The organism is Nocardiopsis prasina DSM 43845 (assembly GCF_000341265.1).
Classification (GTDB): Bacteria; Actinomycetota; Actinomycetes; order Streptosporangiales; family Streptosporangiaceae; genus Nocardiopsis; species Nocardiopsis prasina.
The window spans coordinates 25,705-38,749 of sequence record NZ_ANAE01000146.1 but is presented as its reverse complement, the minus strand read 5'-3'; the positions used below and the strand labels follow the sequence as shown (position 1 = coordinate 38,749).

Genomic DNA, 13,045 nt, shown 5'->3' with positions numbered 1-13,045 from the left:
TTCAGTCCCGGTAGAGAGCGGCCAGTTCCTCGGCGTAGCGGTCCTCGACCACGCGGCGGCGGAGCTTGAGGGAGGGGGTCAGCTCACCCGTCCCCGGCCCCCACTCCCCCGACAGCAGTCGGTGGCGCTTGACCTGTTCGGGACGGCTGAGGCGGGTGTTGGCCGCCGCCACCGCGCGTTCGACCTCCGCCACCACGTCCGGGTGGTCGGCCGGAACCGCTCCCCCGGTGTCGACCCCGTGTTCGCGGGCCCACGCCAGCGCCATCTCGGGGTCGAGGACGAGCAGCGCCACCAGGTAGGGGCGGCCGTCGCCGTGCACGAGGGCCTGCCCCACCAGCGGGTGCTCCTTGAGGGTGTTCTCCACCAGGACGGGCGGGACGTTCTTCCCGCCCGAGGTCACGATGATCTCCTTCTTGCGGTCGGTGATCCACAGGAAGCCGTCCTCGTCGTTCCGGCCCACGTCCCCTGTGGCGAACCAGCCCTCGTCGTCCGTGGCGGGGCTGACGGAACCGTCCGGCTGGAGGTAGCCCTCGAAGACCGAGGGTCCGCGCAGGAACACCTCGCCGTCGTCGGCCAGCCGCACCTGGACGCCCTGGACGGGGCGGCCCACGGAGCCGAGCCGGTTTCGGCCGACCTCCGGGGTGTTGAGGGTGGCCACGCCCACGGACTCGGTGAGCCCCCACACGTCCATGACGGCCACGCCCAGGGAGGACCAGAAGCGCAGCACGTCCACGGGCATGGGCGCGGAGGCGCTGGAGGCCAGGCGCAGCCGGTCCAGGCCGAGTCGGGCCAGGAGCGGGGTGAGCACGGAGGCGTGCGCGTCCCGGTACCGCTCCTCCAGGTCAGCGGGGACCTCCTCGCCGCGGGCCCGCCGCCCGTGGTAGTCGCTGGCGACCTCGCGTGCGGCGTCGATGACGGCGGTGAACTCCTCGGGCAGGGCGGCGAGGGAGGCCCGCACACCGGTGGCGAGCTTCTCCCACACGCGCGGCACCCCCACGAAGTGCGGAGGTCTGATCTCGGGCAGGGCCCGGGCGAGTGCGGCGGGATCGGCGCACATCCACACGNCGAGGGGCAGGTAGACGCTGAGCAGCCGTTCCGCGATGTGGGCCAGCGGAAGGTAGCAGACGTGGCTGGGGTGGTCGGGCAGGTCGACGGCGGCGTCGAGGGCGGTGGCCTGGGCGAGGACCTGCCGGTGGGTGATGGCGGCCCCCTTGGGGTCACCGGTGGTGCCGGAGGTGTAGACGACGGTGACCAGGTGGTCGGGTGTGAGGTCGCGCCACCGCTCGAAGGCGCCCGAGGGGGCGGAGCCGGTCAGTCCGTCGTAGGGGGTGTGGCCGCGCCCGGGATCGGGCCGGTCCAGCACCACGAGGGTCTCCAGGGCGGTGCCGGGGTCGTCGAGGAGCTTCTCCCAGTGGGCGGCGACGTCGGGGTCCTCCACCACGGCCATCCGGGCGCGGCTGTGACGGCAGACGTAGCCGATCTGTTCGGGGGCGGCGGTGGAGTAGACGGTGGTGGGGACGGCCCCGGCGTGGACCAGGGCGAGGTCGGAGAGCCAGTGTTCGGGCCGGTTTCCCATCATGAGGAGCACGTGGTCGCCGGGCCGGACGCCGAGGGCCGCGTACCCTTCGGCGAGGGCGGACACCGTCTCGCGGGCCTGCTCCCAGGTGAGGGTGGACCAGGTGGTGGCGCCGGGTTCACGCCAGGACAGGGCTGGGAGACCGGGGTGCTCACGCGCGTTGCGCAGGAGGAGTTCGGGGAGAGTGCGGTTCGTGGGATCGTCCTCGGTGCCGGGGGCGGAGGTCATCTGTGCTCCTGGGGGGCAGCTTCCTCTACTTTGTGATCCAGAACACACACGAGCCTAGCATTCCGCCTTTCCTCGGAAAGGGTTTCCCGTGGGCGCTTTCCAGTGAAAGGAGCGGCCCGGACCAGGGGTGATCGGACGACCCGCCGACCATCCCGCCCCGACCCCCCGACGCCCCGAATGCTACTCACGGGTAATGTTCACTAAGGTAACCACCGGTAACACCCTGCCGCCCCACCCCCGCGTCCCCGCGTGACCCCCAAGGAGCCCCCATGCCCGACTTCTCCCTCCAGCTTCCCGAAGAGATCAGCGACGTCCGGGACTGGGCCCACGGGTTCGCCGCCGACGTCATCCGCCCCGCCGCCGCCGAGTGGGACGAGCGGGAGGAGACCCCCTGGCCGATCATCCAGGAGGCCGCCAAGATCGGCCTCTACTCCCTGGACTTCTTCGCCACCCAGGCCTTCGAGGAGAGCGGCCTGGGCATGGCCGTCACCATCGAGGAGCTGTTCTGGGGCGACTCCGGCATCGGCCTGTCCATCATGGGCACCGGCCTGGCCGCCGCCTCGCTGAGCAAGACCGGCACCCCCGAGCAGATCGGCGAGTGGGCCCCGCAGATGTTCGGCACTCCGGACGACGTCAGGCTCGCTGCGTTCTGCGCGTCCGAGCCCGACGCCGGTTCGGACGTCTCCGCCATCCGCACCCGCGCCGTCTACGACCAGGCCAAGGACGAGTGGGTCATCAACGGCGTCAAGACCTGGGCCACCAACGGCGGCATCGCCCACGTGCACGTGGTGATCGCCTCCGTGGAACCCGAACTCGGCTCACGCGGCCAGGCCTCGTTCATCATTCCGCCCAACACCCCCGGCCTGTCCCAGGGCCAGAAGTTCGCCAAGCACGGCATCCGCGCCTCCCACACGGCCGAGGTCGTCCTCGACGACGTCCGCGTCCCCGGCTCCTGCCTCCTGGGGGGGAAGGAGAAGCTGGACGAGCGGATCGCCCGCGCCAAGGAGGGCAAGCGCTCCAAGGGCCAGGCCGCCATGAAGACCTTCGAGGCGACCCGGCCCACCGTCGGCGCGATGGCGGTGGGCTGCGCCCGCGCCGCCTACGAGTACGCCCGCGACTACTCCACCCAGCGCGAGCAGTTCGGCAGGCCGATCGGCGACAACCAGGGCGTGGCCTTCCTCCTGGCCGACATGGCCACCCGCATCGACGCCGCCCGTCTGCGGGTGTGGCGGGCCGCGTGGATGGCCCGCAACGGCAAGGACTTCGCCAACGCCGAGGGCTCCATGAGCAAGCTCTACGCTTCGGAGACCGCCACCCTCGTCACCCAGAACGCCCTGCGCATCCTCGGCGGCAACGGCTACACCAGGGACTACCCGGTGGAGCGCTGGCACCGCGACGCCTCCATCTTCACCATCTTCGAGGGCGCCAGCGAGATCCAGAGGCTCATCATCGGCCGCACCGTCACCGGCCTGCCGATCCGCTGACACACGGGTGAACCCGCAGGTGAGCGGGGAGACTCAGGGTGAGGAGGTGAGGCCGGTGTTCGCATGGCCCGCACTCGGCGTCCTGATCGGCATCGCCGTACCCGTCGCGATCATCTTCCTGGTGCTGGCGATCTTCAGGATCGTCCAGCGCCAGGCGGAGAAGGCCGTCCGCTCGCCCGACTACTGGGACCAGGTCCCCGGCGGTCGGACCGACGAGGACGAGGACCGGGGCCGCACCGGAGACGACCGGTAGGCCCCGGATCCCCGGCCCCCGTTGGCCTCGGGGCACCGATCCGGTGGGGAGCTACTCCTTGGAGGCGGTGGCGCCCCACCAGATGTTCACGTCGGAGTCGACCGCCCAGCGGTCGATGTCGCGCAGTTCCTCATCGGAGAAGTCCGTGTGGTCCACCGCACGGAGGTTCTGCTCCAGCTGCTCCACGCTCGAGGCGCCGACCAGCGCCGTGGTGACGGTGCGCGGCCCCTGGTCCCGCAGGACCCAGGAGATCGCCATCTGGGCGAGGGTCTGACCGCGCTCGGTGGCGATCTGGTTGAGTGCCCGGGCCCGGCCGAGCACCTCTTCGGTGAGCATGTTCTCCCGCCAGCTGGGCCGCCCCACACCCGCTCGGGAGTCCGAGGGCACCTCACCGCCCAGGTACCGGGAGGTGAGCAGCCCCTGGGCCAGGGGGGAGAAGGCGACCACGCCCATACCCTCGTCCGCCGCGGCCTCCAGCAATCCGTCCTCGACCCACCGGTTGAGCATCGAGTACGAGGGCTGGTGGACGACCAGCGGCGTACCGAGGTCGCGCATGATCGCCGCCGCGCGCCGGGTCAGCGACGGACCGTAGGAGGAGATCCCCGCGTACAGGGCCCGCCCGGACACCACCGCGTGGTGGAGGGCCAGCATGGTCTCCTCCAGCGGTGTGTCCGGGTCCGGCCGGTGGCTGTAGAAGACGTCCACGTAGTCCAGGCCCATCCGGGCCAGCGAGCGGTCCAGCGAGGACAGCAGGTACTTGCGCGAACCGCCCCGCTGGTGCGGCCCCGGCCCCATCACCCACCCGGCCTTGGTGGTGATCACCAGCTCGTCGCGGTAGGGACCGAGGTCCTTCGCCAGGGCGCGGCCGAGGTTGACCTCGGCGCTGCCCGGCGGCGGACCGTAGTTGTTGGCCAGGTCGAAGTGGAAGACACCGAGGTCGAAGGCGCGGCGCAGGATGCGGCGCTGCCCCTCCAGGTCCCGGTCGTCACCGAAGTTCTGCCACAGTCCCAGTGACAGTCTCGGCAGGTTCAGCCCGCTCCTGCCGCAGGTCCGGTACTCCAGAGACTCGTACCGGTCGTCGTCCGCCACGTACGTGCCCAAACTTCCGCTCCCCTTCCGTCCAGCCGATGTGCCCGTGCCGACGCTACTCGTCGATGGTCAGCTCGCCCATCCGGTCCCAGCCCTCGCCGTCGACCACACGGCTGACGATCAGCGGGGTCTCCTTCAGCAGCGGCTTCATCGAGGCCAGCCCGGCACGGAAGTGGTCGCTGTTGACGTGGGCCTCGGCGGCACCGTCCTTGAACGCCTCGACGAGCACGAACTCGTCGTCGCGCTCGACGCTGCGGGACCACTCGAACCACAGGTTGCCGGGCTCGGCGCGGGTGGCCGCGGTGAAGTCGGCGACCGCGTCGAGGAAGCCGTCCACGGCCTCCGGCTTGGTCCGGAACTTGACGACGATCAGGATCATCCCGCATCTCCTTCGATGTGTGCCACGGGGCGCGCGGTCGTGCCTCGCCCCTTGGTCGACCACTCTCCCAGAGCCAGGAGGGTCGGGGCTCGACGGCCCGGGCACAAGGGGTGTTCGTCCCCTCACCCGGGACCGTGGCCGGCGCCGCACGGCGTCAGGGCGTCGGGGCGGCGGGGCGGCGGGGCGGCGCCGAAGCGCCCTAGGCTCCGCCGAGGGTGGTACCGGGCAGGCGGGTGGCGCGCCACTCGCCGTCCGAGTCCTCACGCACCTCCAGGGAGCCGAGGGTCTCCTCGGCGTGGACCATCTCGACGCTGGCGACGAGGGTGTCCCCGTTCAGGTCGGTGCTCACGGTGACCTCGCCGACCTCGATGCCGTCCGCGTCGGGCAGTCCGGCGGCGTAGGCGGGAAAGGCCTCCACGCAGTCCTGTCCGTCCTCTCCCTGGCCGATGATCGCCGCCTGGGCGCTCTCGTCAGCGAAGGTGCAGGCCAGCTCCCCGTCGTCGACCGCGAGCGCGGCCACGAACCCCTCCGCCACGGTGCGGGCGGCATCGGTGGCCTCGGCGGTGTCCTCCTCGCTGGGTTCGGAACCGCCCTGGGCGTCCGCCGCTTCCTCGACGGCCTCTTCCTCGGGGGCCCCGTCCCCTCCCGAACAGGCGGTGAGCGCGAGGAACAGGGGCAGGGCAGCACACATCAGGGTGCGTCGCATGGGGGGTCGCCTTCCGTGGACGGACTGGGACGGCCGACGGCGGGTGCGGCGGGGGTGGGCGCCATCGGTGTTTCCGGGACGCACCATTGTTACCGCATTCACCCGATCGATGACTACGTGTGCCCGCCATTCGCTCCCTGGCACACCCCTGACCAGGCAAAGCATGGGTCCGGGTTCGGTTCGGCTTGACCCGGCCCGGGGCACCCCTCCAGCGCGCACTCCGCGAACACGCGCGTTCAGACCGGGCGACCTACCGGAAGGGTCCGATGACCGACCTCGACGACGACCGCGAGGCCCAACGCGAGCTGGAGGGCCTGAGCCCCTTCGAACTCAGGGGGCACCTGATGGACCTGGCGGGGGACTCCTCGCACAAGAGCGCCCACGCCATGCTCAACGCCGGACGCGGGAACCCGAACTGGACCGCCGCCCCTCCCCGTGAGGCGTTCTTCCTGCTCGGCCGGTTCGCCGTCCTGGAGTCCCGCCGTACCTGGAACGAGTGGCCCGCCGTCGCGGGGATGCCCGCCGCCGAGGGCGTCGGCGAGCGCTTCTCCCTGTTCCTCGACCAGAACGCGGGCGAGCCGGGCGCCGACCTGCTCCGCCGCGTCCTCAACCGGCTGGAACCGCACCGCCCAGACGAGGTCCTGCACGAACTGGTCGACGGCGTCATCGGTGACAACTACCCCGTGCCCGCCCGCATCCTGCCGTTCGTGGCCGAGTCGGTGCACGAGTACGTGGTCCGGGCGATGGGCGACCGCGCCCCCGAGACCCCCTACGACCTGTTCGCGGTCGAGGGCGGCACCGCCGCCATGTGCTGTGTCTTCGACTCCCTCCAGGCCAACCGCGTCCTGCGCCGGGGCGACCGGATCGCGCTGATGACACCGATCTTCACCCCCTACCTGGAGATCCCCCGCCTGGACCGCTACGACTTCGACGTCGTGGAGGTCAGCGCCTCGCGGGGCACCGAGAGCGACTTCCACACCTGGGACTACGACGACGCCGAGCTGGAGAAGCTGGCAGACCCGTCGGTGCGCCTGGTGTGCCTGGTCAACCCGAGCAACCCGCCCTCGGTGGCGTTGTCCGAGCACTCCCTGGAACGCGTCCGAGACATCGTGGAGCGGCGCAACCGCGACCTGGTGATCGTCACGGACGACGTGTACGGCACGTTCGTGCGCGGCTTCACCTCGCTGATGGAGGTGTGCCCGCGCAACACCCTCGGCGTGTACTCGTTCTCGAAGTACTTCGGTGCGACCGGCTGGCGCCTGGGAGTGGTGGCCCTCCAGCCCGACAACGTCGTGGACGATCTGATCGCCCGCCTGGACGGGGAGGACGCCGAGGCGGTCCGGCGGCGCTACGCCCCGTTGTCGCTGGACGTGCCGGGGATGCGGTTCATCGACCGCATGGTGGCCGACAGCCGTTCCGTGGCGCTGAATCACACCGCCGGGCTGTCCACGCCCCAGCAGGTGCAGATGGCGCTGTTCGCCCTCTTCTCGCTCACCCACGCCGACGAGGAGTACCACGCACCGGTCATGAGCGTGCTGGACCGGCGGCTCGCCGCGCTGTCCGAGGGCTGGGCGTGCCCCTGCCCACCGACACCCGTCGCGCGGGCTACTACGTCGAACTCGACCTGATGTCCTGGGCCGAACGCCACTGGGGCGCCGAGTTCGCCGAGTGGACGCGCGCGAACTACGAACCGGTGGACCCGGTCCTGCGCCTGGCCCGGGAGGACGGCGTGGTGCTGCTCAACGGCGGCGGCTTCGACGGCCCGGAGTGGTCCGTGCGGATCAGCCTCGCCAACCTCGACCACGAGGCCTACAAGCGGATCGGGCGCGTCCTCAGGGAGATCGGCGAGGAGTACCACCGGAGGTACACCGAGGCCACCGAGCGCCCCTGAGACCGACCCGAGAGGAGGGGACTGGTTCCACCAAGGGAGCCGGTCCCGGAGAAGGGCCGACCCGTACGCAAGCGCATCGGCCCGTGTAGGAGCGGACCGACTTCCTTGGGAGGCGGGCGTTTCCAGCGAGCGAGACGGGGGCTTGTCCCCCGGGGCGGCCTCTGGTGATATGGAGGAGGGTGACCGGCATCACGGTATCCACTGGCGCACAGAGCACGCGCGGGCGTGCCACCAGCGGTTCGGCGCGCGCACGGGCGCGCGGGGAGCCGCGCCGCCGTGCGTCCGCGCCGGAGGTGACATGTCGTACCGACTACGGGACGGTGCCCGCGGCGCCCTCGTCGCGGACCTTCCCCCGACCCTGGGGGCCAGGCTCCGCCCCCTGGTGCCGCACCTGACCGAGGAGGCCGTGGAGGCCATCCGGCGCCGGGCCGAGGCTCATGCCCAGGCGTTGGAGCCCGCGCACGTGGAGTCGGTCCGGGCGGTGATCGGGGCCGCCGTGCACACCTTCCTGGACCGGATCGAGGACGGCGTGAGGGCCACCGGCGCCGGAGACGGCGAGGCCGCCCCCGGCGTCGAGCACACCGGCGCGATCGAGCGGACCTTCCGCGCGTTCGGGGCGGGTGAGGCCCGGCAGGGACGCGGCCTGGAGTGCCTGCACACCGGCATGCGCACGTCGGCAGCGGTGGCGTGGCGTCGGTTGGCCGAGGCCGACACGATCGACCGGGACCAGATGGCCGCGCTCGGCGAGGCGCTCTTCGCGTTCCAGGAGGAGATCTCCTCGGCCGCGGCGGAGGGGCACGCCCAGGTGCGGGGCGCCGGGGTGGAGGCGCTGCGACGACGCCGCTCCCGGCTGCTGGAAGTGCTGTTGGCTGAGTCCGGGACGGAGCCGGAGGCGCGAACGGTGTCCGCCCTGGCGCGGGCGGCGCGGTGGCGCGTGCCCGAGCGGGTGGCCGTGGCACTGCTCGACCAGGAGGGGTCGGCGAGTGCCCCGGTGCTGCCCTCGGACGTGCTGGTGGACCTGGACCGCCTGGAGCCGTGCGCGCTGGTGCCCGACCCGGAGGGCCCGGGCAGGCTGAGGTCGCTGGAGCGGTCGATGCGGGGCTGCCGCGCGGTGCTCGGTCCGGCTGTGCCCCTGGACGAGGCCCCGGCTTCCCTGTCGCGGGCACGGGAGCTGGCCGAGCTGGCGCGGGCCGGGGTGGTGTCGGGGCAGGGCGTGCTGCGGTGGAGCGACCACCTGCCGGAACTGCTGCTGTCGCGGGACACGGCGCTGGTCGCGGAGCTGGCCCGGGTGCGGTTGGCGCCGCTGTCAGCGATGCGGGAGCAGCAGCGGGAGCGGATGGCCGACACCCTGCTGGCGTGGTTGGAGTCGGGGTTCAACGCCAACGGGGCGGCGGAACGGTTGCGCATCCATCCGCAGACCGTGCGGTACCGGATGCGGCAGCTGGAGGAGCTGTTCGGTCCCGGTCTGCGGGATCCGGGGGCGCGCTTCGAGTTGGAGCTGGTGCTGCGGGCCCGCAGGCTGCTGGGCCCGCTGGACCGGGACCGATGACATACCGAACAGTCGGGATGTTCCCTGCGCGATGGTGCGCGGGGAACATCCCGAGGGAGCCCCCTCCAGGCCCGCCAGCGGACCCGCCCGGGACCGCGGGCCGGGTCAGCCCCGGGGAGCCAGGGCCCTGACCACCGCGGCCGGATCCGTGCCGGGCGGGCCGATCGGGGCGATCACCGGAGTGTCCACGCCCGCCTCGACGTAGGCGCCGATCCGCTCACGGCAGTACTCGGCCGGTCCGTGCACGACGAGTTCGTCCACCACGGAGTCCGGAATCGCGGCGAGCGCGCCCTTGCGGTCCCCCTCCTCCCACGCCTTCCACATGGGACCGAGTTCCTCTCGACCCAGCCACTCGTGGAAGGCCCGGTAGACGGGGACGTTCAGGTAGGCCGAGATCGCCCACCGGCCGATCCCCCGCGCGGTGTCGGCGTCGGTGTCGGGCACGGCGAAGATCCGCGCCACGATCTCCTTGTCGTCACCGAACTCCCGCACGATCGGAGCGACCGTCCGCACGTCCTCGGCGGACAGCCAGTTGAGGATGGCGCCGTCGGCCTCCCGCCCGGCCAGACGCAGCATGCCCGGGCGCAGCGCGGCCACCAGGACGGGCGGCACCCGCTCCGGGACGGCGCCGAGCGTGAACCCGCGCACCGAGAAGGTGTCGTAGTCGGCCCTGACCTTCTCGCCGGTCAGCGCCTGGCGCAGGAAGCGCACGGTGTCGCGGACCCTCTTGTAGGGCTCCTCGAAGGGGAGGGAGTTCCAGCGCTCCACGATCACGTTCGAGGAGGTGCCCACCCCCAACACGAACCGGCCGGGTGCGGCGGCGGCCATGGTGGCGGCGCTCATGGCCAGGGTGGCGGGGCCGCGCGTGTAGACGGGCACGATCGCGGTGCCCAGTCGCAGTCTCGGCGCCCACACACTGGCCAGGGCCAGCGGGGTGAACGCGTCGGTGCCGTTGGCCTCGGATGACCACGCGTCGGTGTAGCCGAGGTCGGGCAGGGACTCGAACAGTGCGCGCTGGCCGGTCAGGGGGACGCCCTCGAAGGGAACGGTGATGCCCCAGCGTTCGGTCATGGTGGCTCCATGGGTCGGTGGGCGGACCGAACCGGGTTCGGTCCGGTGTGGCACGACCGTACCCCCGCCGAGGTCCGCGCAGAAGACCGCACCCCGCCCGTCGGGGCGTATGTTCGGTGCAGGGCCCGCCAGCGGGCCGGAACGGACGACCCCGAGAACGAAGGAGGCCATCCCCGTGGCCAAGCCACCCTCTCCCTACGACTTCCTGCCCGACGTCGACGCGTTCACCGTCACCAGCGACGACGTCAGGGACGGCCAGGGCCTGCCCCGGGCGCAGGTCAGCGGGATCATGGGTGCCGGGGGCGAGGACGCCTCCCCGCACCTGTCCTGGAGCGGGTTCCCCGAGGGGACCCGGAGCTTCGCCGTGACCTGCTTCGACCCGGACGCTCCCACCGCCAGCGGGTTCTGGCACTGGTCGGTCTGCGACATCCCCGTCGACGTGACCGAGTTGGCGGCTGACGCGGGCAACGGTTCCGGTCTGCCGGAACAGGCGATCACCCTGCGCAACGACGCCGGGAGCCACCGCTACATCGGTGCGGCCCCGCCCGCCGGGCACGGCCCCCACCGGTACATGTTCGTGGTGCACGCCGTGGACGTCCCGAGCCTGGGCATCGAAGCCTCCGCGAGCCCGGCGTTCCTCGGCTTCAACCTGTTCTCGCACGCGATCGGCCGCGCGGTCGTCACGCCCACGTACGAGCAGGGCTAGGGGGTCTCGACCCCCGCCGCCGGAGGGCGGGTGACGCACCGAGCGCGTCACCCGCCCTCTGCCCTTCCTCCCGGGGCCGGTGAGTACACGCGCGAGAGGCCCGTTTGGTTGTCCCGGCAACCGCATCCGGCCAATCCCGAGCCGCGGGGGCACTCCCCCGTCTAGGCTCGGGCCATCCCCTCGGCCCACTCGAATCTCGCTCGGAAGGGTTCAGCCGGTGCCACAGCAGACTTCGAGGAAACCGACCGTCGTGGTGACGACGGCGGGCTCCGCCCCCACACCCGGAACCATCCTGCGCCTGCGTGAGAACGGTTTCCGGGTGGTGGCCACCGACCTGGACCCGGCCGCTCCGGGCCTGTACCTCGCCGACCGCGGCTGCCTGGTACCGCCGGGCGACAGCGAGGCCTTCCTGCCCCGGATGCGTTCCCTGTGCGCCGAGGAGGACGCCGCCGCCGTGGTGCCGCTGGTGGACGAGGAACTGGTCCGGGTGACCGACCTGGCCAAGGACGGGGTGGCGGTCCTGCTGCCCCGTCTGGAGTTCGTCAGCACCTGCCTGGACAAGTACGCCCTCATGCGGCAGTTGGAGGACGCCGGGATCGGTGTGCCCCGCACCTGGCTCGCCTCGGAGTGGCCCACCGACGCCGCAGACAGGTCGCCGGGCGGGCTGATCGTCAAACCCCGCAGCGGTCGGGGCAGCCGGGGTGTGATGGTGGTCGACTCGGCCCGCGACATGGCCCGAGCGGTCTCCGAGAGCGGTTACGCGGCCGACGACCTGATCGTCCAGGAACGCGTCACCGGCCCCGAGTACACGGTGTCCGTCGTGGTGTGGCGGGACGGCGACGTACAGGCCGTGGTGCCCAAGGAGGTCCTCCTCAAGCAGGGGGTCACCAAGTACGCGGTCACGCGGCGCCACCCGGAGGTCGTCCGCACCTGCCGGGCGGTCCAGAACGCCCTGCGCGCGGACGGACCGTTCAACGTCCAGCTGTGCCTGGACGACCGGGGTCAGCCCCGGGTCTTCGAGATCAATCCCCGTTTCTCCTCCACGGCGGCGCTCACCGTGGCCGCCGGGGTCGACGAGATCACCGGTCTGCTCCGCCAGGCCGTGTGCGACGGCCCCCGACTCACCGACGAATGGCGTGAGGGTGTGGCCATGGTGCGGCGCTGGACCGACGAGTTCATGTCCGAGGAGCGGTTCGCCTCCCACGGGATCTCCCCCGCACCCACCCCGACCACCAGCGGCGGGGGATTCTCCCTGCCCGGCGGGGTGGGCACCGGAGAGCGGTCCGCCACCTTTCCCGCGGCCCGATGAGCCCTCGGCACGCGCTGTCCGAGGCGATGGCGAACGCGGTGGTGGAGGTCGGCGGGCTGTTGCGCGCGTGGCGTTCGGACCCGACGGCGCGCGACGGTGTGTGGGAGGGGAGCCAGTTCAAGGCCGAGGCCGACGCCAGGGCGCACCGGGCGCTCTCCCGGAGACTCACCGGCATCGACGCCAGCATCCCTGTGGTGAGCGAGGAGGACCCGGACTCGCTGACCCGGGAGCGCCCGCCCCGGTACTGGCTGATCGACCCCATCGACGGCACCGCCAGCTACGCGCACGGGTTCGACGGGTACGTGACCCAGGCCGCGCTGGTTGTCGGGGAGCGCCCCGAGGTGGCGGCGGTCTTCGCCCCCGAGAGGGGAACCCTCTACACGGCCGTGCGCGGGCGGGGCGCCTGGCGCGACGGCCGGGCGCTGCCACAGCAGCCGCCCGCCCCTCCCGGTCAGGGGGTGCTCACCGACAACACCCCCGCCCCCTCGGGCATCGCCCGAAGCGTGTACGACCACTTCGGCTACGACGGGTACCTGGAGAGCGGGAGTATCTCGCTGAAGCTCTGCCGGATCGCCGAGGGCGACGCCCAGCTGTTCGTGAAGGACGTCCCGGTCCGTGACTGGGACGTGGCCGCGCCCGGTCTGGTACTGGCCGAGACGGGGGGTCTGCTGACCCGTCTGGACGGCTCCGGGTTCACCTACCAGGGGGCCTTCGAGCACACCGGGCTGGTGGGTGCCGCGGATCCGTCCACGTGTCGCACGGTGTCCCGTTGGTTAGCGCTCTGACCTGCGGCGAAACCACTCC

Annotated in this window: 13 protein-coding genes; 8 read left to right on the top strand and 5 right to left on the bottom strand. The window is 72.0% G+C overall.

Going from position 1 to position 13,045, the window contains the following annotated elements:
• Position 1: 1 nt before the first annotated feature.
• Entirely contained in the window at positions 2-1,804 is a 1,803-nt protein-coding gene (locus D452_RS0116790) for an AMP-dependent synthetase/ligase (RefSeq protein WP_017545310.1), read from the bottom strand.
• Positions 1,805-2,073: 269 nt separating this feature from the next.
• Between D452_RS0116790 and D452_RS0116785 the strand changes: the two genes are divergently transcribed.
• Positions 2,074-3,288, top strand: coding sequence for an acyl-CoA dehydrogenase family protein (locus tag D452_RS0116785; protein WP_017545309.1), 1,215 nt, complete (start codon positions 2,074-2,076; stop codon positions 3,286-3,288).
• 55 nt (positions 3,289-3,343) lie between these two features.
• Positions 3,344-3,541 carry a hypothetical protein gene (locus D452_RS0116780; protein WP_026129400.1) on the top strand — a complete coding sequence of 66 codons (198 nt, stop codon included), beginning with the start codon at positions 3,344-3,346 and terminating at the stop codon, positions 3,539-3,541.
• Between the two features lie 51 nt (positions 3,542-3,592).
• On the opposite strand, the gene D452_RS0116775 is transcribed toward D452_RS0116780, so the two are convergent.
• The 3 genes from D452_RS0116775 to D452_RS0116765 form a co-directional block, all read right to left on the bottom strand.
• A complete protein-coding gene (locus tag D452_RS0116775) occupies positions 3,593-4,642 on the bottom strand; it encodes an aldo/keto reductase (RefSeq protein ID WP_017545307.1) in 1,050 nt (349 codons plus the stop codon).
• Positions 4,643-4,685: 43 nt separating this feature from the next.
• Positions 4,686-5,009, bottom strand: a complete 324-nt coding sequence (locus D452_RS0116770) for a putative quinol monooxygenase (protein WP_017545306.1) — start codon at positions 5,007-5,009, stop codon at positions 4,686-4,688.
• 199 nt (positions 5,010-5,208) lie between these two features.
• Complete coding sequence (locus D452_RS0116765; protein ID WP_017545305.1) at positions 5,209-5,715, bottom strand: hypothetical protein; 507 nt, start codon at positions 5,713-5,715, stop codon at positions 5,209-5,211.
• A 266-nt stretch (positions 5,716-5,981) separates the two neighbouring features.
• On the opposite strand from D452_RS0116765, the gene D452_RS28435 reads away from it, so the two are divergent.
• From D452_RS28435 to D452_RS0116755, 3 genes are all read left to right on the top strand, one after another.
• Positions 5,982-7,343 carry a bifunctional aspartate transaminase/aspartate 4-decarboxylase gene (locus tag D452_RS28435; RefSeq protein ID WP_239646412.1) on the top strand — a complete coding sequence of 454 codons (1,362 nt, stop codon included), beginning with the start codon at positions 5,982-5,984 and terminating at the stop codon, positions 7,341-7,343.
• Positions 7,289-7,606 carry a hypothetical protein gene (locus D452_RS31430; RefSeq protein ID WP_017545304.1) on the top strand — a complete coding sequence of 106 codons (318 nt, stop codon included), beginning with the start codon at positions 7,289-7,291 and terminating at the stop codon, positions 7,604-7,606. The genes D452_RS28435 and D452_RS31430 overlap by 55 nt, the downstream gene beginning before the upstream one ends.
• A 298-nt stretch (positions 7,607-7,904) precedes the next feature.
• Positions 7,905-9,155, top strand: a complete 1,251-nt coding sequence (locus D452_RS0116755) for a PucR family transcriptional regulator (RefSeq protein ID WP_017545303.1) — start codon at positions 7,905-7,907, stop codon at positions 9,153-9,155.
• Between the two features lie 105 nt (positions 9,156-9,260).
• Here the strand turns inward: D452_RS0116755 and D452_RS0116750 are convergent, their stop codons facing one another.
• Positions 9,261-10,226 (bottom strand): LLM class F420-dependent oxidoreductase, encoded by a 966-nt coding sequence (locus D452_RS0116750; RefSeq protein ID WP_017545302.1) that lies wholly within the window; start codon positions 10,224-10,226, stop codon positions 9,261-9,263.
• Between the two features lie 175 nt (positions 10,227-10,401).
• On the opposite strand from D452_RS0116750, the gene D452_RS0116745 reads away from it, so the two are divergent.
• From D452_RS0116745 to D452_RS0116735, 3 genes are all read left to right on the top strand, one after another.
• Positions 10,402-10,932, top strand: coding sequence for a YbhB/YbcL family Raf kinase inhibitor-like protein (locus D452_RS0116745; RefSeq protein WP_017545301.1), 531 nt, complete (start codon positions 10,402-10,404; stop codon positions 10,930-10,932).
• A gap of 250 nt (positions 10,933-11,182) precedes the next feature.
• Complete coding sequence (locus tag D452_RS0116740; RefSeq protein ID WP_017545300.1) at positions 11,183-12,241, top strand: ATP-grasp domain-containing protein; 1,059 nt, start codon at positions 11,183-11,185, stop codon at positions 12,239-12,241.
• Complete coding sequence (locus D452_RS0116735) at positions 12,238-13,026, top strand: inositol monophosphatase family protein (RefSeq protein WP_017545299.1); 789 nt, start codon at positions 12,238-12,240, stop codon at positions 13,024-13,026. The genes D452_RS0116740 and D452_RS0116735 overlap by 4 nt, the downstream gene beginning before the upstream one ends.
• Positions 13,027-13,045 lie beyond the last annotated feature (19 nt).